This window comes from Desulfoglaeba alkanexedens ALDC (assembly GCF_005377625.1).
GTDB classification, from domain to species: domain Bacteria; phylum Desulfobacterota; class Syntrophobacteria; order Syntrophobacterales; family DSM-9756; genus Desulfoglaeba; species Desulfoglaeba alkanexedens.
In genome coordinates this window covers 1,661,617-1,682,708 of the sequence record NZ_CP040098.1, presented here as the reverse complement: position 1 = coordinate 1,682,708, position 21,092 = coordinate 1,661,617, and the positions used below count along the sequence as shown (strand labels likewise).

Here is a 21,092-nt window from a genome sequence, read left to right as displayed (position 1 = left end):
CTCCGAAGCCGCCGCCGGCTCATCCCCGCCAGCGGCAGGACTCCACCTGTCTCAGGCTGAGAAAGAGGAAAAACAAAATGAAAGCCGCGTAGTAGACCACATCCCTCGAATCCAGGATCCCCTTGGAAAAGGTGTCGAAGTGGCCGGTTATGGCCAGGTATTCCAGGGTGTCGGCCAGTCGGCCCTCCGGGCCCAGGATCATCTTCATCCACCCGATGATCCAGAACATGAGCAGCGAGCCGAACGAGAGCACGGCGGCGACGATTTGGTTTTGGGTCAGCGATGAGGCGAAAACCCCAAGCGACAGGAAGGCGCAGCCGAGCAGGACCAGGCCCAGATAACCGGAAAAGATGGTCTTCCAGTTCGGTTGCGCCAGCAGTTCCAGGATGGCCATGCAGGGAAGGGTCCCCGCAAGGATCAGAAGAAACGTGGTTACCACCGCACCGTATTTTGCGGCGAGGGCCGCCCGGTCCGTCACGGGCAACGTAAACAGAAGTTCGAGGGTTCCGGAACGGCGCTCTTCGGCATAGGTGCGCATGGTGAGGAGAGGAGCTACGAGGAGCAAAACGATGCTCAGGTCCATAAAAACGGGCCGCAACACCATGTCGGTCAGGTTGAGCTGGCTTGCCATGAAAGGATTCTGTGCGGCATGGAAGCTGTAGCTGTTGTAAAAGGCCATGGCGCTGTAGAAAAAGTAGCCGTTCAGAAGGAGGAAAATGAACGCCACCACATAAAAGATGGGCGATGCGAAAAGCAGGTAGAGTTCCTTCAGGTAGACGGACCAGAAACCCCTCATGATACAGCCTCCTGTTCAGCTTCGGCGGTTTCCTCGGTAACCAGCTGCATAAAGATGTCTTCCAGGCTCAAATCCACCGACCTCAGCTCCAGCAGGTCCACTCCGTGTTCCACCACGGTGCGGGCGATGACGCCCCGCATGTCCTGGGTTCGGTCGGTTTCGATCATCAGGGCGCCGTCGTTTCCGGGCTGGAGGGTCACCTGCTGCACCCCCGGAAGCCTGGAAAGAACTTCCACCATCGAAGCTCCATCCCTGGCGACCCGGAGAAACACCTGGGCGGACTTCTGCAACTGGGCCGTGAGGTTGGCTGGGGTGTCGGTGGCCACGATCTGCCCCCGGTTGATGATCATCACCCGCCGGCAGATCTGTGCCACTTCGGGGAGGATGTGGCTGCTCAGCAAAATGGTGTGATCGTCTCGCAGGTCGCTGATGAGTCTGCGGATGTCGACAATCTGCGCCGGATCCAGGCCGATGGTGGGTTCATCCAGGATCAGGACCGGGGGGTTGTTGAGAAGAGCCTGGGCCAGGCCCACCCGCTGCCGATAGCCCTTGGAAAGGTGAGCGATGATACGCCGCTCCACATTCTCCAGGCCGCAGACTCCCATCACCCGCTTCACTTCGGCGGAACGCTGCCGCGCCTCCACTCCCCTGGCCCGGGCCGCGAAGGCAAGGAATCCCCTGACGGTCATTTCACCATATAAAGGAACATTTTCAGGAAGATAGCCGATCATGCGGCGGACTTCGAGGGAATCCTGGAAGCAGTCGCGGCCGCCCACCCGCGCCGTCCCCACGGTGGGCGGCATATAACACGTAAGGATCCGGATCGTCGTGGTCTTTCCCGCGCCGTTCGGCCCCAAAAAACCCACAATCTCACCCTTTTCTACCTCGAAGGTGACATTCTGGATGGCCGGCACGGACCCGTAGAATTTGGTGAGTCCTTCCGCTTGAATCATGGGATCACCTCGTTATGGCTTCGGCATTCGGCTCACGGATCGTTTGATCGAAAAGGAGAAGACCGCCCGATCGCCTTCGGCGGATACTCCGGAGGAACTCCGCGGAGGGTGGGCTTGAGACACGTTGATGGATATCCACGTTCAGTAAGCGTCGGGCCGGGAAGGTGATCCCCGACATGCATCCGCGCGTCCATGAAAACCACGGTCTTGACGTACAGCAAAGCATTCGCCGGGAAGCTCACGCGCGATACAGCCGCGACTCCGATCGCTGCTTGACCGTTTTCGTCCCGACGGAAAAGGAGCACGCCTGGCACAGGTACTCGTGGAGTTCCCCGTCGGGAAGAATGAGCAGGAGCCGGCTCCTCACCGGCATGGCCTGCCGGCATCGAGGGCAATACAATGCTGTTGCATTGAAGTCTTCGTATTGTCCCGAAGGCTGCCCGTATTTCACCGCCTTATCCTCCCGATCCGTCACCACTCTGAAATATCCGGCCGGACCCCCTACTTGAGGAGAACTTCAGCGAATCCCGCCGGCCCGATTCAGCGGGCCGCCTCTCCCACCGCCGCGCCCGGCTTCTTGCCCCGTCCCTTGCTCCAAGGCCATCGCCTCATCCTACGGTTCGACTTTTCTTCTTCAATGGCCATGAATTCCAGGAGAAGCTCCCTCTGGCGGTCCGTAACGTCCGCAGGGACGGTGACCTCCACTTCCACGAAAAGATCCCCGCGTCCGTAGCCTCGAAGCGACGGCACGCCTTCGCCGGCAAACCGAATAACCGTACCCGGCTGGGTGCCCGGCTCGATGGTGATCTTCTTCTTCGTTCCGTCAACGGTGGAAAGCAGGATATCGTCGCCCAGGATGGCCTGGACGAAGGAAACGGAAACCTTCGTGTAAAGATCGTTGCCGTCCCGCTCGAACGCTTCGTGGGGTTCGACATGCAGGCGGACGTAAAGGTCGCCCGCGACCCCGCCCCGGAAGCCGCTTTCACCCTCGCCTCGAAGCCGCAGGCGCGTCCCGGTGTCCACGCCCGGAGGAACCTTCACGTGCACGCGCTTCATTCGCCGCACTCGGCCCTGTCCCCCGCAGGTACGACAAGGCGAAGTGATCACTCGGCCCGAACCTCGGCAACGCGAACACGTGGTGCTGATGCGGAAGAATCCCTGGCTCTGAATGACTTGGCCCCGGCCTCGACACAGCGGGCACACGCTTTCCTCGGTCCCTGGTTCGGAACCCAGCCCGTCGCACCGCTCGCAGGTCTGCAAGACCTCCACTTCCAGTTCCTTTTCGGTACCGAAAACGGCTTCCTCAAAGGTCAGATGAAGATCGTAGAGAAGGTCGCTGCCCGGTCGACTTGCGCTCCGGGGTCTTTGCGAACCTCCAAGATTGAATGAAAAGAATTCCTGAAAGATATCGCCGAAGGACGAAAAGATGTCCTCGAAACCCTGGAAGCCGGAAAAACCGGCGCCCTGGAGCCCCTCGTGCCCGTATTGGTCGTAGAGACGCCGTTTCTGAGGATCCCGCAGAACCTCGTAGGCTTCCGCCGCCTCCTTGAACTTCTCCTCCGCTTCCTTGTCCCCGGGATTGCGGTCCGGATGAAACTGAAGCGCCAGCTTACGGTAGGCCTTCTTGATTTCTTCGTCACCGGCGTTTCGCGAAACGCCGAGTACCTGGTAGTAATCTCGCTTCTCGTTCATGGGAACTCGAACCCCACCTACGTGTGCTGGAATGAATATAGTTTGGTCATAGGAAGATTACGGACAGTTAGTGAATAAGCATGCTCCGCAACTTTGTCAACGGGACTCGCCCGCACTCCCCACCGCATCCTCATCCACGCTGAGCCCGGCCTCGCGGCGAGCGACTTCGGCGTAGACCGTCTTTCCCAGGACCTCCGCCCGTTTCGCCAGGGACGCCCAGTCGGCGGGATCCGGTTTCAAGTCGGCGGCTCCCGCAATCCGCCGCAGGAGAAAAGCATCTCCATCCTGCACGGCCACCGTCGCCAACTTTTCGAGCCGTTCGGAAGCCCCGGCCTTTTCGTAAAAGTCCACCGCATCGTAGACCAGCCCCGCTTCTTCGTAGGACCGCCCCCACTCCAGCAGTTCATCGACGGAGACGGCCGGCCGGTTCAGCAGATCCCGCTTTTCGAGGCACGACAGCAGGTTTTTCCCCATGGGTTGCCGTTCCTTTCCAGAACGCTCATCGGTGCGTCCCTTCAGGATTCCTCGCCTTCCTCAGCCCCCGCTTCGGAGATGTCCAACCCCTCCGCGGGCTCCGCCCCCAACCGCGTCGCCGCCTCCAACATCTCCTGAAGTTCCTTCTGGTCGGCATCGCTCATTCCCGGCGGAATCAACTGGGGCCGAGGTTCAACCACCTCAAGTTCCCTGATGTTGTCGACGGACACCAGGCCGGCTGCGATCTCCCGGAGCGCCAGAACGATTTCTTTGTTTTTCGGAGCGTCCACGAGCGGCGTGGCTCCCCGGCGCAGCTGCAACACCCGCCGAACCGCCAGGTGAACCAGGGCGAATCGGTTTTCCACGCGCTGCAAGCAGTCTTCTATGGTGACTCGAGCCATCTTCGGCTTCTCCCTGCTGAAAACGATGATCGAACCGGTACAAACCCGGTGCGCTTTCCACGGCCCGAGGCCCGTTCCTCGGCCAAGACCCTTTTGGCTATCAATTCGGGTTTCAGTTTGCAAGAAAAAAAAGAACCCGGACACCGTCCGGGTTCCCCAATCCGCAGCACAAACCGATCAATACATGTCTTCCATGCCCGCACCCGGCATGGGCGGAGTCTTTTTCTTTTCGGGTTTTTCAGCCACCATGGCTTCGGTGGTGAGCAGGAGCCCTGCCACGCTGGCTGCATTCTGCAGAGCGAAACGCACCACCTTGGTGGGGTCGATGACGCCCGCGGCGATCAGGTCCTCATAGACCTCCGTTTCAGCGTTGAAGCCATAGGGGCCTTCGCTTTCCTTGACCTTTTCCACCACCACCGAGCCCTCCTGGCCCGCATTGTGGGCGATCTGCCGCAAGGGCTCCTCCAGGGCCTTTCGGACGATCTGCACCCCGAACCGCTCTTCCCCTTCGAAGTCCAAGCCGTCCAGGGCTTTCTGGCAGCGAAGCAGCGCAACCCCGCCGCCCGGAACGATCCCCTCTTCCACGGCGGCACGGGTGGCATTCAAGGCGTCTTCCACGCGCGCCTTCTTCTCCTTCATTTCCGTTTCCGTGGCGGCGCCCACGCGGATAACCGCAACGCCGCCCACCAGCTTCGCCAGGCGCTCCTGGAGCTTCTCCCGGTCGTAGTCGCTGGTGGTTTCTTCGATCTGGGTCCGGATCTGCTTCACCCGAGCCTCGATGGCCGATTTCGAGCCGGCCCCGTCCACGATGGTGGTGTTGTCCTTGTCGATCACGATCCGCTTGGCGGAACCCAGATCCTTCACCGTCACGTTTTCCAGCTTCACGCCCAGGTCTTCGGAAATCATCTGGCCGCCGGTCAGGATAGCGATATCCTGAAGCATGGCCTTGCGGCGGTCGCCGAATCCGGGGGCCTTCACGGCGCAGACCTTAAGGGTGCCGCGGAGCTTGTTGACGACCAACGTAGCGAGCGCCTCGCCTTCCACGTCTTCCGCAATGATCAGGATCGGCTTGCCCATCTTGGCGACGTCTTCCAGGATGGGAAGAATGTCCTTCATGCTGCTGATCTTTTTTTCATAACAGAGGATATGGGCGTCCTCCAGCACCGCTTCCATCTTTTCGGGATCGGTGACGAAATACGGCGAAATGTAGCCTCGGTCGAACTGCATACCTTCCACGATATCCAGGGTGGTTTCCATCCCCTTGGCTTCTTCGACCGTGATCACGCCTTCTTTGCCCACCTTGCTCATGGCTTCCGCGATGATGTTTCCGATGGCGGAATCGTTGTTGGCGGAAATAGTCCCCACCTGAGCGATCTCCTTCTGGTCCTTGGTGGGGCTGCTCATGGAACGCAGCGCTTCCACGGCCTTTTCAACGGCCTTTTCGATCCCGCGCTTGAGGGCCATGGGATTGTGCCCCGCAGCCACCAAGCGGGCGCCTTCATGGGCGATGGCCTGAGCCAGGATGGTGGCGGTGGTGGTCCCGTCGCCGGCCACGTCGCTGGTCTTACTCGCCACTTCCCGGACCATCTGGGCGCCCATATTGAGGAACTTGTCTTCCAGCTCGATTTCCTTGGCCACGGTCACGCCGTCCTTGGTCACGGTCGGCCCCCCGAAGCTCTTCTCAATCAAGACATTGCGCCCCTTGGGGCCCAGCGTGACCTTGACCGCATTGGCCAGCATGTCGACCCCCTCAAGGATCTTGCCACGGGCTACGGTGTTGTAGATGATCTGTTTTGCCGCCATGTTCTGTCCCTCCCGATGGAATCCTATTCAAAGATCGCCAGGATGTCGTCTTCACGCATGATGAGAAGCTCTTCGCCTCCCACCTTGACCTCGGTGCCGGCGTACTTGGAAAAGAGAACCCGGTCGTTTTCCTTCACCACCAAGGGCACCACGTCGCCGTTTTCCAGGATCCGGCCCTTGCCGACGGCGATCACCTTCCCCTGCTGAGGTTTCTCCTTGGCGGTATCGGGAATGATGATCCCCCCCGCCGTCTTTTCTTCCTCTTCCAAGCGCCTCACAATCACTCGGTCGTGCAACGGACGCAGCTTCATGCCTTCTTCTCCTTTCCAAGATCACCCATAACCGGACCGGCCGCCCAACCATGCGGCGAAACCGGCTCTTTGGAAAACGCAAAAACCCGACTACCGCTATTAGCACTCCATCGCATCGAGTGCTAATACTCGTAGCCGGGCTCTCGGTAAAAGGCAAGTTCAAATTGAGGCGGAAAACGGCCCGATTCAAAGAAAATGGCAAAAGAAGGCCGGCTCTCGAAATCGGTCACTCACCCCGGCGCTCTTTCTTTCCAGCACGCTCTATTTCGCCTTCTCCGCCGCGTAACGCGCCAGCGTGAACAGGAAATCGGCCAGCCGGTTCAGGTACGACGACGCCTCCGCACGGACTCGAAACCCCTCCTCCTTCAGTGCCGCCGCTCGGCGTTCCGCCCGCCGAACTATGGTCCTCGCCAGATCCAATGCCGCGCTCACCGGATTTTCCCCCGCCAACACGAATTTCCTCGGAAGCGGCACCTCCTGTTGCAATTCCTCGATCCAGGACTCCAGGCGCACAATCCGCTCCCGCTCCAAGAGCCATTCCTTTCGAGCCTCGGATTCACAGGCGAGTTCGGCCCCCAGCACCAGGAGATCCGACTGCACGGTCTCGATCATTTCGCGAATCCGTCGGTGCGTACAGAGAGCCTTTGCAAGCCCCAGGGCCGCCCCGGCTTCGTCCAAGGTTCCGTAAGTTTCCGGCCGGAGGCTCCCCTTGGACACTCTTTCGCCGCTCAGCAGGCTCGTCTCCCCGCCGTCGCCTTTTTTTGAAAAGGTAAAAATCGTCACCGGCACCACTCCACACGTTCCTCGTCGGTTCGTCCACACTCAGAAAATCGGCGGCATCCTTCTCGGCATCGCAACCCAATCCGCCCTTGGCTTGTAAAAATCCCGCCGTCTGCTACATTGCCGCCATAAGGCGGCCTGCAGACGGGTACCAGCGGCTCCACCGCATTCCGCGCCGGCGTTCGGGCCCGGACGCACAGAACTTACAGCACAGGGGGAGCATCGGACAATGAAAATCGCCATCATCGGCACGGGCTACGTAGGTCTGGTGAGCGGGACGTGTTTCGCCGAATTCGGCCACCAGGTCACGTGCATCGACAAGGACGAATCCAAGATAGCCCGGCTCCGCGCCGGAGACGTCCCCATTTACGAACCGGGCCTGGCCCCCCTGGTGAAAAAGGGCGTCCACGCGGAGCGGCTCTTTTTCACCACCCAATACACTCCGGCCATCCCCGAAGCCGATGTGGTGTTCATCGCGGTGGGCACCCCCGCTTCACGGCGGGGCGACGGCTATGCCGACCTTTCCTACGTTTACGAAGCCGCCCGGCAACTGGCGCCTCACCTGGAAGGCGCGACGGTGGTGGTCAACAAGAGCACCGTCCCGGTGGGCACGGCCCGCCAGGTGGCCCGCATCATCTCGGAGGCGCACCCTTGCGCTGACTTCGACGTAGCCAGCAACCCCGAATTCCTCCGGGAAGGTGCCGCCATCCAAGATTTCATGCGCCCCGACCGCGTGGTGATCGGCGTGGATTCCAAGCGGGCGGAAGAGCTGATGCGCGCCATCTACCGGCCGCTTTACCTGATCGAAACCCCCTTCGTGGTCACCAGCATTGAAACGGCCGAACTCATCAAGTACGCCTCCAACGCCTTTCTCGCCACCAAGATCAGCTTCATCAACGAAATGGCCAACCTGTGTGAGGAAATCGGAGCCGACGTCCACGACGTGGCCAAGGGCATGGGATTGGACGGCCGGATCGGGAAGAAATTCCTTCATCCGGGACCGGGCTACGGCGGGTCCTGCTTCCCCAAGGACACCCACGCGCTTCTTCGGATCGCCCAGGAAAACGGCGTCGCCTGTCGGATCGTGGAAGCGGTGGTGGAAGTGAACGCCGCACAGAAGGCCCGCATGGTCCGAAAGATCCGGAAAGCGCTGGGGGGCGACGAAGGCGGGAAGTCCGTCGCCGTCCTCGGGCTCACCTTCAAACCGGAAACGGACGACTTGCGGGAAGCCCCGTCGCTCACCATCATTCCCGCCCTTATGGAACATGGTGCCAGGGTTCGGGCCCATGACCCCCAGGCCATGGAAGAAGCCGCCCGGTTTCTCCCAAACGTCACCTTCTGCCGGAATGCCTACGAAGCCTGTGACGGTGCCGACGCGGTTGTCCTCATGACCGAATGGAACGAGTACCGGGCGCTGGACCTGGAACGCTTGAAGGCGCTTTTGAAGGCGCCGGTCTTCGTGGATCTTCGAAACGTTTACGAACCCCGCGTCATGCAGCGCCACGGGTTCCACTACACCTGCGTCGGCCGCTGCTGGTCCTGCTGACGACGGGCGTTTCTCGCGCAGGACCCGGGACGGCGCAACCTTTGTACGCGCCTACCTGAGCTTCAGGGTGGCCAGGGCCACCAGGGCCAGGATGCCCGAGATGATCCAGAGGCGGATCACCACCTTGGTTTCGGCTATGCCGCGGTGCTGCAGGCTGTGATGGAGGGGCGCCCGATAGAAGATCCGTCTCCCAAGCCAGCGGACGCCGATTTTGTCCTGGATCTGGCTGGAGAGCGCTTCCGCCACGAAAAGCCCGCCCAGAATCGGGAAAAGCATCTCCTGCTTGAGCAGCACCGAAACCACCGCCATGGCCCCCCCGATGGCCAAGGAACCGGTGTCGCCCATGAAAATTTGGGCCGGGTAGGCATTGTACCAGAGAAATCCCAGTCCCGCTCCCACGAAGGCGGCTCCGAAAACGGTGAGTTCCCCGGCACCCTTCAGATACGGATAAAATAGATATCCGGAATAGATGGTGTTTCCTTCCACGTAGGCGAAAATGCCCAGTACGCCCATCACAAAAAGAGAAGGGGTGATGGCCAGCCCGTCCAGGCCGTCGGTGAGGTTCACCGCATTGGAGACGAAAAGGACGAAAACCACGATGAAGGCGGCGTAAAGCAAGGGGTGAAGGGTTAGGACAGGGTACTTGTAAAAGGGCACGTAGAGACCGGCGGCCAGGTCGCGGCTCAGCGGCGCCCACGGACCGACCCAACCCCAGGCGAAGGCGCACCCGAACACCGCCTGCAGCAGCAGCTTCGTCCGCTCCGACATTCCCCGGTTGCCGCTTCCCCGACGGATCTTTGAAAAATCATCCCAGAAACCCATGCCGCCGTACCAGAGCATGCCGGCTAGGGCGTAAAGGAGGAAGGGGTTTCGCCAATTACCCCAAAGCAGCATGGAACTCAGCACGCCGCCGACGATGAGGATCCCGCCCAGGGTGGGCGTCCCGCTCTTGTCGTGAGCCGTCCGGATGCCGGTCTCCCGGAACTGGTCCAGAAAACGCAAGCGGTGCATGGTTCGAATGAACGGGCGGCTGAACATGAAAACGAACACCACCGCCGTCAGCGCCGCCAGAATGGCCCGGAAGGTCAGGTAATTGACGAGTCGGCAGAATGAGAAAACGTCGGAAAGTCTGAGGAGAAAATTTCCTAGTTCATAAAGCATGGATGCGCGACCACCTCGATCTCAAAAAGAGCCCAGAGACATTTCGCGCGGCGCCCGTCGCCCTCTGTTCGCCCCGTCGCAAACCTGCCGGATGGCTCCATAATGCTCCCGGATCGAAAAGGTCGGGCGGAAGTCGGGTGCCGTCAGATTGAACCGATCCACCCGGTCGAGGATTTCCTGCGAGGGCGGGATCACCCGCCGCTCCAGAAGCCTCCGGATGGCGATGAGGGCGGCGTCCCGAATCTGCCAGAAGAAGTTTTCGTGCAACTCCAGAAGCGCTTCCAGGGCTCGGCCGTCGGTACCGATCTCACCCACCGCTTTCACCGCTTCCATGGCCACCTCGAAACAATCGTCCCGAAACCGCTGCAGCAGCGCCTCCAGCCACTGTTCCTTGCCGGCAAGCCGCGTTCCGAAATGGGCGGCGGTGCGGCACGCTTCGGCGCGCACTTCGTAATAGGGATCCTCCAGCGCCTGCAACACCGCTTCTTCTACGGCCGGCCCGAATTCCCCCATGACCCGGAAGGCGGTGACGATGTTTCGCCGGATGAAGCCGACCTGTTCGAAGTCGCCACCCAAAAGGCGCTTCAGAGGTGAAACCGGGGTCCGGTCTCGAAGCATGTGGCAGAGCGCCGGGACCTTCTGCCGGTCGTGGGTGAGGCCGACGAGCTTGACGCCCAGGTTGCGTTCCTGCCAGCTGCCGCGGGTGAGAAGCGCCGCCGCCCGGTGCCGGTAATAGACCAGGTCGTCGGCGTCTCCGACCGCCGCCAGGGGATCGTAGGCCCCGGGGTTCTTTTGGTACTCCTGTTCCAGAAGACGAAGCAGCCGTTGATTGCTGAGAAGTGGACTGAGATTCACCGGCTCGGGCCCCAGCCCGTTGTCGTAGCTGTGATCCTGGTAAAGCTCGCTCAAAATCCGCGCGTCGGCCTGGCGCCGGAAGAAACCACGACTCTTGTTTCTCATTTCGGTAAGGCGCCCGGGATCGTCGAGCAGTTCCAGCACGCGGCGCGCGAGCAGCGGGCCCTCGAGCTTCTCCAGAACCTTCCCGCCTTCGACCACCGTATCTTCGAACAACACCTCGGCCGCTCCAGCCTGCTTCATGGCCCGGGCATTCATCACCTGGTGGTCCCCCGGGAGATTCGCCTTGGGGACGAGAAGGGCCGGCTTTCCCAACCTGGAAATCTCGTTCAGGCTCCCCGCACCGCTCCGGCACACGATGAGGTCACTCACCGCATAGACGTCGCCGATGTTGTGAAAGTAATCCTGGCGGTAATAGAAGGTGTCGAGCAGGCGCTTGTCACCTTCGGAAAAGAGCGCGTTCAGGCGTTCTTCCGTATCCCGGCGCGGCTGGTAATCTTCCGAACCGCCGAGCCCCATGCCATGAATGATGAACAGCCGCTCACGATGCACTATGAAATCCTTCAGGGCATCCACCAGCGCCCGGTTGATGGTTCGAGCTCCCTGGGAGCCGCCGAAAACGAAAATCACCCGCCGGCCTTCCGGAACGGCAAACGGAAGGGCGGCCAGCGCTTCTTCACGGGATTTCACAGTGATGGCATGGCGGACGGGATACCCCACCACCACCCCGTTTTCCGGAAAGTGGGCCAGGCTCTGGGGAAAGGTGAGAAACACCCGATCAGCCCAGCGGCCCAGAACGGCGTTCAGCTGCCCGGGAACGCTGTTTTGTTCATGAATGAAGATGCAGACCGGCGCCAGCCGGAGGCCCCGAAGCATCACCGCCGCCAGAACAATGGGAGCGCTCACGTAGCCGCCGGTTGCGATCACCCAGCGGGGCGCGAAGCCCATAAGGATCCCCAGCGAGCGGACCACGCCCCACGAAAGTCGAACCACGAAGCCCGCCAGAAGCAACGAAGGGCGGAAACCGGGGAATCCCTGACTGCTCACCAGCTTCAGCGGATATCCGGCCTTCCGGACGATGACCTCCTCCGCCCTTCCAGGCACGCCCACATAGAGGAACCGCGCGTCGGGTTCGCGGCCCTTGATGCCCTCGGCGATGGCCAGCGCAGGGTTCACATGTCCCCCCGTGCCGCCGCCTGTCAGGAGAATCCTCGGTTCGCGCCGGACAATGTTCCGCCACCGCAGGGCAAGTCCCGCCAGCAGTACGCCTACGGCCGCGAGCAGCAACGTCAAAGCGAATACGACACTCATATTGAAACGTCACCCGGCCCGGAGCCGACCGTCACCGGCCCGAACTCCTGCTCCACCCGCCGCCGGACGACCGACCATGGCACAGCGCCTTGTCGGAGGAGGCGGATCCAGGGCACTTCATCCAGAACTTCCACCACGGTCGAAGGCCTTTCCGTCGCCAGCCCGGCATCCACCACGCCGTCCACGCGCGAAAGGAGGGCTTCTGAAAGAAGGGACGGATCCGTGCAGGGCGGATCGCCCGACAGGTTGGCGCTGGTCGCAACAAGAAGGCCGCCGCACGCGGCCGCAAGTTTCGCAGCCACCGGGTGGGACGTCACTCTCAGTGCGATCTTTCCCGTGCTTCCATGAATCAACGGCGAAAGGCCCGGACTCGCCGGCACCAAGAGCGTCAATGGGCCCGGCCAGAACATGTCAGAGAGCCTTTCCGCCGCCTTCGGCCATCGGCTGACCGCTCGGCGGGCCGCCTGGAGATCCGACGCTACGATGGGAAGCGGCTTGTTCACGGGGCGTCCCTTGATTGCGTAAACGCGTTTCACGGCCCCTGCGTCTCCAGGGAACACTCCCAGGCCGTAAACCGTTTCGGTGGGATAGATCACCACCCCACCGTTCAGAAGAAGTTCGGAAACCACTGTAATCACTTCGGGTGCCGGCCTGCGCGGGTCCACGCGCCACACGCTCGGACCGGAGATGCGGAGTCCTGTCGTCATGACGTCTTTATCGGCCCGGCCGACGTGTTTCAGGATTCATCGAGAAACGAAGTCCGGATGGCAGCGTCCAGGTTCTGGTTCTTCCGAAGGACCTCTTCGGCCATGGCCGCCTTGTATTCGGAAAGCTTACCGGCCAGCTCCGGATCGCTCAGGGCCAGAATCTGAACGGCAAACAGCGCCGCATTGCGGGCGCCCCCTTTTCCCACTGCCATGGTCGCCACGGGGATTCCCGGCGGCATCTGGACCGTTGAAAGCAGGGCATCCATTCCCTGGAGCGGGGAAGAATCGATGGGAACCCCGATAACCGGAAGGGTGGTTTTCGCCGCCAGAACGCCCGCCAGATGCGCCGCCCATCCCGCACCCGCGATGATCACCCGAACGCCCCGGCCGCGGGCGGAAGCCGCATAAGCGGATGCCCGCTCCGGCGTCCGATGCGCCGAAAGAACGGCCGCTTCGAACGGCACTCCGAATTCCCTCAACACACCGAAAGCCGCTTCCATGACGGGAAGATCGGAATCGCTTCCCATGAGGATGCCCACCGCCGCCGGTCGGCCGGAAACGCCCATCTCAGTCGCTCCTCGATCGCCCGTGAAGGGGCTCATGCGGCCCCGATATCGCTCCGGTAGTACATGCCTTCAAACGAAACCTTCTTCATTTCCCGGTAGGCGACATCCCTCGCTTCCTGGAGCGTCTCCCCGGTACTCACGATCCCCAGGACCCGGCCGCCGGTCGTGATGAGCTCTCCGTTTTCCCCCCAACCGGTCCCGGAATGAAACACAACGCAGGATGGATCCACCGCCTCCAGCCCCTGGACCGGAACACCGATCTTGTAACGATCCGGGTAGCCCTTGTACCAGCCCTTTTTCCCTCGGCTCCGGCCGCTCACGGCGACGAGGCATAGCCTGTAGCGCGGGTCCCACTCGAGGTCAAGGTCTTTGAGCCGGCCGGTGAGGATCGCTTCCGAGACGTCCACCAGATCGGTCCGCAGTCGCGGGAGGATCACCTGGGCCTCGGGATCTCCCAGCCGAATGTTGATTTCCAGAACATAGGGCATGACGCCCCGGGGCTCTTCCACCAGCATGAGCCCCAGGTAGAGGATCCCCCGGTACAGAATGTCGCAACGATCCCGGATGCCATGGATGAGCGGCAACGCCACCCGGTTCATGATGGTCGCCACCAGGTCCTCGTCGAGCCAGGGGTGCGGAGAATAGGATCCCATGCCGCCAGTGTTCTTGCCTTCGTCGTTGTCGCGGGCCCGCTTGTAGTCCTGGGCCGCCACCATGGGGAGCACCGTATACCCGTCGGTGAAGCAGAAGAAGGAAAGCTCGCGGCCGTATAGGCGCTTTTCGATGTCCACCCGGTTTCCCGATTCACCGAAGATCCTATCTTCCATGATGGCTTGAACGGCCTCCTCGGCGTCCTCCACCCCGTCACAGACCAGCGAACCTTTCCCCGCCGCCAGCCCGTCCGCCTTCACCACCACGGGGTATCCCACCGAGCGGACATATTCACGGGCCTTGTCCGGATCCGAGAAAACCGCAAACTCCGGAACGGGAATCCCCAGTTCCCGCAGGAGGATCTTGGTGTCGCACTTGCTCGACTCGAGGCGGCTCGCGCGCTGCGTGGGACCGATGATGGGGAGGCCGCGGCTTTCAAACAGATCCACGATCCCCGCCGAAAGCGGTTTCTCCGGACCGACGAAGGTCAGATCGATCTTTTCCTTCTCGGCGAAGTCGGCCATCGCTTCGGGGGTTCGCGCATCGACGCATTCCGCCACCTGGGAAATGCCGGCGTTCCCATGCGCCGCGTAAACCTTCGTAACCCTACCGCTTTGAACGAATTTCCACGCAATGGCGTGATCTCTTCCCCCGCTTCCCACCACAAGCACCTTCATCGATGATCTCTCTCGACTCCGCTCGAAGTTCCCTTCCGTCCCTCCTCGGCCCCCGTCGTCGGGCTCCTACAGGGAATCGGCCCGGTGTTCCGTTATCGGTAGGAGCGGGCTTGCCCGCGACCCGCAAAACCGGAAACGCCGCGTTGACCCTGGTCGCCGGCAAGCCGGCTCCTACAGGGCATAAATCGTTGTAGGAGCGGCGCCCTCGCCGCGACGAACCAACCCCAATGCTCCGCCCCATCGGCCCGAGGGCGAGCCTCCTACAGCGATGCCGGGTCGCCGGCATGCTGCTCCCCTACGCGAAAAAACGGACACTCAATCCCAAAAAGGGTGAAGGGTATTCTCAGACAGCTTCTCGGCTACCGGCCCTCGCAGTAGCGCCCCAGGTAGCGGCAGATGGCTTCATCGTAGCTCTGGGTGAGGCAGAACGCCTTGCGTGCCAGCTCCAGGCTCGTTTCCGCCGATATCCGCCCCTCCAAGCGCTGCATTTCCTCCAGCAGTCTCCCATAATCGCCCGGATCCGTCACCACCGCAACGTGACGGAAGTTCTTGGCCGCCGCCCGGATGAGGGTCGGGCCTCCGATATCGATGTTCTCAAGTGCGTCTTCCAGGGTACAACCTGGCCGGGCCACCGTTTCCCTGAAGGCATACAGGTTCACCACCACCATATCGATGGGTTCGATCCCATGCCGGGCCATGGTATTACGGTGTTCCTCGTTGTCCCGGAGCCCCAGGATGCCGCCGTGGATTTTCGGGTGGAGCGTTTTCACCCGCCCGTCCAGGATCTCGGGAAACCCAGTGTAATCGGAGACTTCCGTTATGGCGACCCCGGCTTCCCGGAGAATCCTCGCGGTGCCGCCGGTTGAAAGGATGTGCACTCCCGCTTCCTGGAGGCTCCGGCCGAAAACGGCCAGCCCCGACTTGTCCGTGACGCTCATCAACGCCCGACGCACCGAAATCATGGCAGCGCCTCCTGGAAAAGCGGCACGATTTTCACCGCTTCGGCGAAAATCGGAACCCGCAACAAATGCATTCAATGAAATGCCGGAAGTAATTCACGCAATGGCTTCCGGCGGCCGGAAAAACGGCGCCCTTTCTCCTGTCACGCGGCCTCGGCCTGCGCGAAGAGCCGATCGAAGACGTCGTAAGCCGCCCTGACCACCGCCGAATCCCGCGGGAGGGCGCTTGTGGGCTTTCCCTCTATGTCGTATTGAACCAGCAAGGGATCTGCAGGCAGAACCGCGATGTTTTCTTCGCCGAACGCCTGGAGCACATCCTCGGGCCAACCGTTGGGGACCGCCTGGACCTGGTTGACAAGCAACACTTTCTGCTTCACCCGTATGGGCAGGCTTTCCACCAGTTCCGAAATGCGGCAGGCCGCCGTGAGACCCCGCCGGCTGGGATCGGAAACCAGAAGCAGAAGGTCCACATCCTTTTGGGTCAACCGGCTGAAGTGTTCCATGCCGGCTTCGTTGTCCACAACCAGATAATCATAGTTCCCCATGAGTCGGTCCAGCAGGCTGCTCAGCAGGTTGTTGGCGGCGCAGTAGCAGCCCGGTCCTTCGGGCCGCCCCATGGCGATAAGATCGAACTCCTCGCCTTCCACTAGGGCCTGCTCCATTTTCATCTGCATGAAAATGTCTTTGGTCATCCCGATGGGGACGTCCTTTTTCATCATTTCGCGGGCATCGGAAAGGGTCTCGTCCAGGGGCACCCCCAGGACTTCGTTCAGGTTCACGTTGGCATCGGCATCCACCGCCAGTACCGGCTTCATACCTCTTTCGATCATGTAGCGCACCAGCAGTCCGGCGATCGTCGTCTTTCCCGTACCGCCCTTTCCACCCAAAGCAACAGTAAAGCTCACGGATACTCCTCCTGTGAACAGAATGTTTGACGCCGCATCATCCTATTCCCGGGACACCGGCCTGTCAACCGCACCTCCACTGCGCACACCCCACAAAAAACGGGCGGAATCCCTACGGGTTCCGCCCGCACGTTTCACCATCGATGGAACAGAGGTCAGTTCACGCTGGGCCGCGGCAGCAGACCGGCCGCTTCAACGATTTCCGGCACCCTTTCTTCCCACTCGATGGCCATCAGGTGCACCCCGGCCACACCCGGCATTTCCCGGACTTCCTGGATCTGCTCCACCGCGATCTTGATGCCTTCCTCGGCCTGTTTGTTCTTTTCGACACCCTTGAGCCGCTCGATGTAGTAGTCCGGCACTTCGAGTCCCGGAACGAACTTGGCCATGTAGCGGGCCATTCCGACGGATTTGAGCGGGGTGATGCCGGCCAGGATGAAACATTTTTCCGTGAGCCCCTCTTCGTGGGCCATTTTCATGTAGGTCCGGAACTTGTCCATGTTGTAGATGCACTGGGTCTGAACGAAATCCACTCCCGAGTCGATCTTTTTCGCCAACCGCGTGACCCGAAACTCGAAGGGATCGCCGAAAGGATTGGCCGCCGCTCCAATGAAGAACTTGGGCACCCCGTCGCATTCCTGACCGCTCAACATTCTGCCTTCATCACGGAGCTTCTTCACCATCGCCAGAAGCTGCATGGAATCCAGGTCGAAGACGTTTTTCGACTGGGGGTGGTCACCGAACTTGTTGTGATCGCCGGAAAGGCACAGCACGTTCCGGATGCCCAAGGCGTAGGCGCCGAGCAGGTCGCTCTGCATGGCGATCCGGTTGCGGTCCCGGCAAACCATCTGAAGATTGGGTTCCAGGCCCATGTCCACCAGAAGCTTGCAGACAGCGAGGCTGGACATGCGAACCACCGACGTCTGGTTGTCGGTCACATTGATGGAATCCACCTTGTCCCTGAGGAACGCCGCCTTCTTACGGATCACCTCGACGTTCGCCCCCCTGGGAGGACCGAGTTCGCCGGTGAGCGCAAAATGACCGCTGGTCAAGACTTTTTCGAGATTGCTTCCAGCTTTCATAGCTTCAAATCCTCCCTAACGATCTTGCGGGGACCGCCGTCGCGGCTCGTGGACCAATCCCTTGCGGGGAAAACCTGGCGCAATTTATCCAACTGCCCCAGTTCTTTCATGCGGTCGTAAATGAGGTGCCACACGCAGTCGATTTCCGGGCTCACCTCGCACTTGCCGTTGGCGGATCCGCCGCACGGACCGTTCATGAGGCTCTTGGAACAACGCGAGATCGGGCACAGGCCGCCGAAATGATGGATGATGCAATTCCCGCAGGCCTGGCAGTATTCCGCCCAGACTCCGTGTTCCAACGACCCGCCGATGAAGGTCGTGTTGAGCGCCGGATAGACCGGGATGACATAACGTTTGGCGATGTATTGGGGACCCACACTGCAGGCCATGGACACCACCGCCTCGATCCCGTCGCCCTCCAGCATGGGCGCCAGCTGTTCGATGTACTCGGGATCGCACTGCCGTTCCAGCGTGTGTTCCACCACTTCCAGCGGTTTGCCTTCCTTTTTCCTCGCGATCCGCAACGCCGAAGCGAGAATCCCCACTTCCTTCGTCCCGCCCGCACAGCAGACCGTCACGCAACCCTTGCAGCCGACCAAAAGGATCTTCCTGTAATCGGCGACCATGGCAAGGATTTCTTCGATGGGCTTTCGTTCCGCGACAACCATAGGTCCCTTCCTCCCCGGCACACCTCTCGCATGCACCGCCAAGAAAACTTCGCCTTCACCGTGATGCTTCTCTCCGGCCGGCTCCCCATGGAGGCTCCGGAGGCATTTCCTCGATCCTCTTCAGCACGCCGTCCGGACCCCTTCCTCGCCGCGTGCCGCACTGCGAAGCGGTGACGGTCCCAAGGCCCTGATACGTTCGGTCATCTCCCGGGCAACGGCCGCAAATCGCGGCCCGTCGGAAGCCGCCATATTGAACATCTCCACCCGTTCCGGTTCGATCCCGATCTCTTCGAGGATCTTCCTGACCGCGTGGACACGTTTTTTCGCCTTGAGGTTCCCGTTCTGGAAGTGGCATTCCCCTTCCAGGCAACCGGCCACGTATACGCCGTCGGCGCCGTTTTCAAAAGCCTTCAACAAGTGGATCATGTCCACGCGGCCCGTACACGGGACGTTGATGATACGGATGTTCGCGGGATAAGTGAGTCGCATGGAACCTGCCAGGTCCGCCGCCGTGTAGGCTCAGTACATGCAACAGAAAGCTACAATTCGCGGTTCGAATGCATCCATGATCATCTCGTCGGAAGGTTGGCCGGAGCCGGTTTGCGACTCCCGGACTCACACGGCAGGCGGCTCAAGTGCATCAGGGAAAAACCCGCCCGCAAAGCGGGTCTGCCGGAGTCCCGACACCGGCGGGACAACGAAGGGTAAGCCGCAGCCCCTAGTGACATGGGACAAATTTCACAGGTTGAGCATATATCCAATGGACCTTCCGTTGTCAACCCCGCCGTTTTGGTCCCCGAACAGTTACAGAGGACTGAGATCATTGCGAACCGCGGCCCTGGGTTCACCCCATCCCGGCAGGCCTTCTCCAATCTTGGGTCAGCAGGTAACGACATCTTTCACAAAAGAGGATGGGCAAGCGGTCCAGGTGGTTGACTTTCGGGCTGAAATGCATCAGACACCGGGGATTGTCGCAGTGGACCAAGTTCCGCGTGTGCGCCAGTTCGTGGAGCGCCACCTTGATGAGTCGATGCGTATAGGTTTCGATGGACGCCTTGAACCCGTTTTCGTTGGTGCGCAACCGGAAGCTGGAAACCACCGCGGCCCGGCCGCCCAGGTGCGCTTCCCCGAAGACATGAGTGAACACGGGGATGCAAAGGTCGACTGTCGTCACGCCGAGGATCTTCCGGAACGGCGGCCGAACCATCGCGTCCAGATGGCGCAGCACCGCCGCCGCGTCATACTGCCGGCGGTCGGCAAGAAACGCCTCCTCCGGCAAGGGGCTCCGCTCCAGAATGTCCACTCCCAGGTCGAAGACGGCCTGAACGTTTGCCGCCACCACCCGCACATCCACCGCCGTTGCGTCCCCCAAAGGGCACACCGAAACGACCGGTTCCAGGAAAACGGGCTCCTCCCTACGGTCTTCCATCGGTTTCCCGCTCGACGGCGTCCAGGCGATACTTTCGAATCTTGTTGTGAAGGGTCGTCCGGTTGATTTCGAGGATCCGGGCGGCCCGGCTGATGTTCCAGCCGCAGGATTTGAGTGTCCGATGGATGTGACGCTTTTCCATTTCTTGGAGCGAGCGGGGTTCTTCGGGGACTGCGGTCGCTCGAAAGAGAAACGCAAAGTCTTCTTTCCGGAGGTAACGTCCCTTGGCCAGGACCACGCTGCGTTCCATGGCGTTTTCCAGCTCCCGGACGTTCCCGGGCCATTCGTAGGACATCAGTAATTCCAGGGCATCCGCCTCGATGCCTTCCACCGGCTTGTTGGTTTCCCGCCGAAACTTTTTGAGGAAGTGGTCGGCGAGCAGGGGCACGTCTTCCTTTCGCTTGCGCAGCGGCGGAATTTCGATGTCGATCACGTTCAGGCGAAAGAAAAAATCCTGGCGAAAGTTCCTCTGTTCGATTTCCCGGGCCAAATCCCGGTGCGTCGCGGAAATGAGCCGAAAATCCACCGGGATGTCCCGGGTGCCTCCCACCCGGTGAAATTTCTTCTCCTCCAGGACTCTGAGGAGGTCGACCTGCATCTTGAGGGGGATTTCTCCGATTTCGTCGAGAAACAGCGTTCCTCCCTGGGCGAGTTCCAGCCGTCCTTTTTTGGCTCGCACGGCACCCGTGAAGGACCCAATCTCGTGGCCGAATAACTCGCTTTCGAGAAGCGTCTCGGTAAAACCCCCGCAGTTGATGGGGATGAACGGTCCGTAGCGCCGGCCGCTCTTGGAATGAATGGCTTTGGCCACCAATTCCTTGCCCGTCCCGGTCTCCCCGCGCAGGAGTACCGGGGAGTCCACCGCCGCCACTTCTTCGATGAGATCGAAGAGGCGCTGCATGCAGTCGGCCGATCCGATGAGGTCGCCGTAGCGCACCTGCTCGGAAGCCGCCACCTGCTCCCTGAGCAGGAGATTCTCCTCGATGATGCGTCTCTGCTGGAGCAGCTTTTCCACGAGGAGTGTCAACTGTTCCGGTTCAAAGGGTTTCATCAGGTAGTCGTTGGCGCCGCTCTTCATGGCTTCCACGGCGGTTTCCACCGAACCATAAGCCGTGATCATCACCACCATGGTCTGCGGATAGCGCACCCGGATGTGTTTGAGGACTTCAATGCCGCCGAGGTCCGGCATCTTGATATCCAGAAAGACCAGGTCAAAGTCCTTCTGATCGAGAAGACTGATGGCTTCGCGGCCCCCGGCGGCCGTGTCCACTTGATAGCCGCCTTTTTTGAGCCAGCCCACCAGCGATTCCCGAACGATCAGTTCGTCGTCGACCACCAGAATCTTGAAACGTCCCACCATGACCG

Annotated in this window: 22 protein-coding genes; 1 reads left to right on the top strand and 21 read right to left on the bottom strand. The window is 60.9% G+C overall.

Annotation, left to right across the window (positions count from 1 at the left end; all coding sequences use genetic code 11):
• Positions 1 to 19: 19 nt before the first annotated feature.
• The 9 genes from FDQ92_RS07630 to FDQ92_RS07590 form a co-directional block, all read right to left on the bottom strand.
• Positions 20 to 796, bottom strand: a complete 777-nt coding sequence (locus FDQ92_RS07630; RefSeq protein ID WP_137424024.1) for an ABC transporter permease — start codon at positions 794 to 796, stop codon at positions 20 to 22.
• On the bottom strand, positions 793 to 1,749 hold the full coding sequence (locus FDQ92_RS07625) for an ABC transporter ATP-binding protein (RefSeq protein ID WP_137424023.1): 957 nt from the start codon (positions 1,747 to 1,749) through the stop codon (positions 793 to 795). Before FDQ92_RS07625 ends, FDQ92_RS07630 begins: the two co-directional genes overlap by 4 nt.
• 238 nt (positions 1,750 to 1,987) lie before the next feature.
• The gene (locus FDQ92_RS07620; protein ID WP_137424022.1) at positions 1,988 to 2,200 is read right to left on the bottom strand and encodes a cytoplasmic protein; all 213 of its coding nucleotides are present in this window, start codon (positions 2,198 to 2,200) and stop codon (positions 1,988 to 1,990) included.
• A gap of 89 nt (positions 2,201 to 2,289) precedes the next feature.
• The gene (gene dnaJ / locus FDQ92_RS07615; RefSeq protein ID WP_137424021.1) at positions 2,290 to 3,441 is read right to left on the bottom strand and encodes a molecular chaperone DnaJ; all 1,152 of its coding nucleotides are present in this window, start codon (positions 3,439 to 3,441) and stop codon (positions 2,290 to 2,292) included.
• A gap of 96 nt (positions 3,442 to 3,537) precedes the next feature.
• On the bottom strand, positions 3,538 to 3,915 hold the full coding sequence (locus tag FDQ92_RS07610) for a hypothetical protein (protein ID WP_137424020.1): 378 nt from the start codon (positions 3,913 to 3,915) through the stop codon (positions 3,538 to 3,540).
• A gap of 41 nt (positions 3,916 to 3,956) precedes the next feature.
• Entirely contained in the window at positions 3,957 to 4,316 is a 360-nt protein-coding gene (gene rpoZ, locus FDQ92_RS07605) for a DNA-directed RNA polymerase subunit omega (protein ID WP_137424019.1), read from the bottom strand.
• 177 nt (positions 4,317 to 4,493) lie between these two features.
• Positions 4,494 to 6,119, bottom strand: coding sequence for a chaperonin GroEL (gene groL / locus FDQ92_RS07600; RefSeq protein ID WP_137424018.1), 1,626 nt, complete (start codon positions 6,117 to 6,119; stop codon positions 4,494 to 4,496).
• 23 nt (positions 6,120 to 6,142) lie between these two features.
• Entirely contained in the window at positions 6,143 to 6,430 is a 288-nt protein-coding gene (gene groES, locus FDQ92_RS07595; protein WP_137424017.1) for a co-chaperone GroES, read from the bottom strand.
• A gap of 261 nt (positions 6,431 to 6,691) precedes the next feature.
• Entirely contained in the window at positions 6,692 to 7,213 is a 522-nt protein-coding gene (locus FDQ92_RS07590) for a cob(I)yrinic acid a,c-diamide adenosyltransferase (protein WP_170180243.1), read from the bottom strand.
• 226 nt (positions 7,214 to 7,439) lie between these two features.
• Between FDQ92_RS07590 and FDQ92_RS07585 the strand changes: the two genes are divergently transcribed.
• The gene (locus FDQ92_RS07585; RefSeq protein WP_137424015.1) at positions 7,440 to 8,756 is read left to right on the top strand and encodes a UDP-glucose dehydrogenase family protein; all 1,317 of its coding nucleotides are present in this window, start codon (positions 7,440 to 7,442) and stop codon (positions 8,754 to 8,756) included.
• A 51-nt stretch (positions 8,757 to 8,807) separates the two neighbouring features.
• Here FDQ92_RS07585 and mraY read toward each other — a convergent pair whose 3' ends face one another.
• The 12 genes from mraY to FDQ92_RS07525 all read right to left on the bottom strand — a co-directional run bounded on the left by mraY (position 8,808) and on the right by FDQ92_RS07525 (position 21,087).
• A complete protein-coding gene (gene mraY, locus FDQ92_RS07580) occupies positions 8,808 to 9,917 on the bottom strand; it encodes a phospho-N-acetylmuramoyl-pentapeptide-transferase (RefSeq protein ID WP_137424014.1) in 1,110 nt (369 codons plus the stop codon).
• Between the two features lie 21 nt (positions 9,918 to 9,938).
• On the bottom strand, positions 9,939 to 12,083 hold the full coding sequence (locus tag FDQ92_RS07575; RefSeq protein WP_137424013.1) for a glycosyltransferase: 2,145 nt from the start codon (positions 12,081 to 12,083) through the stop codon (positions 9,939 to 9,941).
• The gene (locus FDQ92_RS07570) at positions 12,080 to 12,790 is read right to left on the bottom strand and encodes an L-threonylcarbamoyladenylate synthase (RefSeq protein WP_137424012.1); all 711 of its coding nucleotides are present in this window, start codon (positions 12,788 to 12,790) and stop codon (positions 12,080 to 12,082) included. Before FDQ92_RS07570 ends, FDQ92_RS07575 begins: the two co-directional genes overlap by 4 nt.
• Before the next feature lie 29 nt (positions 12,791 to 12,819).
• Positions 12,820 to 13,356 carry a 5-(carboxyamino)imidazole ribonucleotide mutase gene (gene purE / locus FDQ92_RS07565; protein WP_137424011.1) on the bottom strand — a complete coding sequence of 179 codons (537 nt, stop codon included), beginning with the start codon at positions 13,354 to 13,356 and terminating at the stop codon, positions 12,820 to 12,822.
• 32 nt (positions 13,357 to 13,388) lie between these two features.
• Complete coding sequence (gene purD / locus FDQ92_RS07560; RefSeq protein ID WP_137424010.1) at positions 13,389 to 14,684, bottom strand: phosphoribosylamine--glycine ligase; 1,296 nt, start codon at positions 14,682 to 14,684, stop codon at positions 13,389 to 13,391.
• A gap of 359 nt (positions 14,685 to 15,043) precedes the next feature.
• Entirely contained in the window at positions 15,044 to 15,646 is a 603-nt protein-coding gene (locus tag FDQ92_RS07555) for an IMP cyclohydrolase (protein WP_137424009.1), read from the bottom strand.
• A 140-nt stretch (positions 15,647 to 15,786) separates the two neighbouring features.
• Complete coding sequence (locus FDQ92_RS07550; RefSeq protein ID WP_137424008.1) at positions 15,787 to 16,548, bottom strand: ATP-binding protein; 762 nt, start codon at positions 16,546 to 16,548, stop codon at positions 15,787 to 15,789.
• 155 nt (positions 16,549 to 16,703) lie between these two features.
• The gene (locus FDQ92_RS07545; protein WP_137424007.1) at positions 16,704 to 17,630 is read right to left on the bottom strand and encodes a methylenetetrahydrofolate reductase; all 927 of its coding nucleotides are present in this window, start codon (positions 17,628 to 17,630) and stop codon (positions 16,704 to 16,706) included.
• A complete protein-coding gene (locus FDQ92_RS07540) occupies positions 17,627 to 18,298 on the bottom strand; it encodes a methylenetetrahydrofolate reductase C-terminal domain-containing protein (protein ID WP_137424006.1) in 672 nt (223 codons plus the stop codon). The genes FDQ92_RS07545 and FDQ92_RS07540 overlap by 4 nt, the downstream gene beginning before the upstream one ends.
• A 120-nt stretch (positions 18,299 to 18,418) precedes the next feature.
• The gene (locus tag FDQ92_RS07535; protein WP_137424005.1) at positions 18,419 to 18,865 is read right to left on the bottom strand and encodes a hydrogenase iron-sulfur subunit; all 447 of its coding nucleotides are present in this window, start codon (positions 18,863 to 18,865) and stop codon (positions 18,419 to 18,421) included.
• 277 nt (positions 18,866 to 19,142) lie between these two features.
• Positions 19,143 to 19,727, bottom strand: coding sequence for a zinc metallopeptidase (locus tag FDQ92_RS07530; RefSeq protein WP_137424004.1), 585 nt, complete (start codon positions 19,725 to 19,727; stop codon positions 19,143 to 19,145).
• Entirely contained in the window at positions 19,714 to 21,087 is a 1,374-nt protein-coding gene (locus FDQ92_RS07525; protein ID WP_137424003.1) for a sigma-54-dependent transcriptional regulator, read from the bottom strand. Before FDQ92_RS07525 ends, FDQ92_RS07530 begins: the two co-directional genes overlap by 14 nt.
• Between the last annotated feature and the right edge of the window lie 5 nt (positions 21,088 to 21,092).

What these genes read in the sequence shown, in the direction of transcription:
- FDQ92_RS07630 (WP_137424024.1), bottom strand. Translation starts at nt 796, where the DNA reads ATGAGGGGTTTCTGGTCCGTCTACCTGAAGGAACTCTACCTGCTTTTC.
- FDQ92_RS07540 (WP_137424006.1), bottom strand. Translation starts at nt 18,298, where the DNA reads ATGGTTGTCGCGGAACGAAAGCCCATCGAAGAAATCCTTGCCATGGTC.
- FDQ92_RS07570 (WP_137424012.1), bottom strand. Translation starts at nt 12,790, where the DNA reads ATGACGACAGGACTCCGCATCTCCGGTCCGAGCGTGTGGCGCGTGGAC.
- groES (WP_137424017.1), bottom strand. Translation starts at nt 6,430, where the DNA reads ATGAAGCTGCGTCCGTTGCACGACCGAGTGATTGTGAGGCGCTTGGAA.
- purE (WP_137424011.1), bottom strand. Translation starts at nt 13,356, where the DNA reads ATGGGCGTTTCCGGCCGACCGGCGGCGGTGGGCATCCTCATGGGAAGC.
- groL (WP_137424018.1), bottom strand. Translation starts at nt 6,119, where the DNA reads ATGGCGGCAAAACAGATCATCTACAACACCGTAGCCCGTGGCAAGATC.
- FDQ92_RS07625 (WP_137424023.1), bottom strand. Translation starts at nt 1,749, where the DNA reads ATGATTCAAGCGGAAGGACTCACCAAATTCTACGGGTCCGTGCCGGCC.
- purD (WP_137424010.1), bottom strand. Translation starts at nt 14,684, where the DNA reads ATGAAGGTGCTTGTGGTGGGAAGCGGGGGAAGAGATCACGCCATTGCG.
- FDQ92_RS07530 (WP_137424004.1), bottom strand. Translation starts at nt 19,727, where the DNA reads ATGGAAGACCGTAGGGAGGAGCCCGTTTTCCTGGAACCGGTCGTTTCG.
- rpoZ (WP_137424019.1), bottom strand. Translation starts at nt 4,316, where the DNA reads ATGGCTCGAGTCACCATAGAAGACTGCTTGCAGCGCGTGGAAAACCGA.
- FDQ92_RS07525 (WP_137424003.1), bottom strand. Translation starts at nt 21,087, where the DNA reads ATGGTGGGACGTTTCAAGATTCTGGTGGTCGACGACGAACTGATCGTT.
- FDQ92_RS07610 (WP_137424020.1), bottom strand. Translation starts at nt 3,915, where the DNA reads ATGGGGAAAAACCTGCTGTCGTGCCTCGAAAAGCGGGATCTGCTGAAC.
- FDQ92_RS07585 (WP_137424015.1), top strand. Translation starts at nt 7,440, where the DNA reads ATGAAAATCGCCATCATCGGCACGGGCTACGTAGGTCTGGTGAGCGGG.
- FDQ92_RS07575 (WP_137424013.1), bottom strand. Translation starts at nt 12,083, where the DNA reads ATGAGTGTCGTATTCGCTTTGACGTTGCTGCTCGCGGCCGTAGGCGTA.
- FDQ92_RS07555 (WP_137424009.1), bottom strand. Translation starts at nt 15,646, where the DNA reads ATGATTTCGGTGCGTCGGGCGTTGATGAGCGTCACGGACAAGTCGGGG.
- mraY (WP_137424014.1), bottom strand. Translation starts at nt 9,917, where the DNA reads ATGCTTTATGAACTAGGAAATTTTCTCCTCAGACTTTCCGACGTTTTC.
- dnaJ (WP_137424021.1), bottom strand. Translation starts at nt 3,441, where the DNA reads ATGAACGAGAAGCGAGATTACTACCAGGTACTCGGCGTTTCGCGAAAC.
- FDQ92_RS07545 (WP_137424007.1), bottom strand. Translation starts at nt 17,630, where the DNA reads ATGAAAGCTGGAAGCAATCTCGAAAAAGTCTTGACCAGCGGTCATTTT.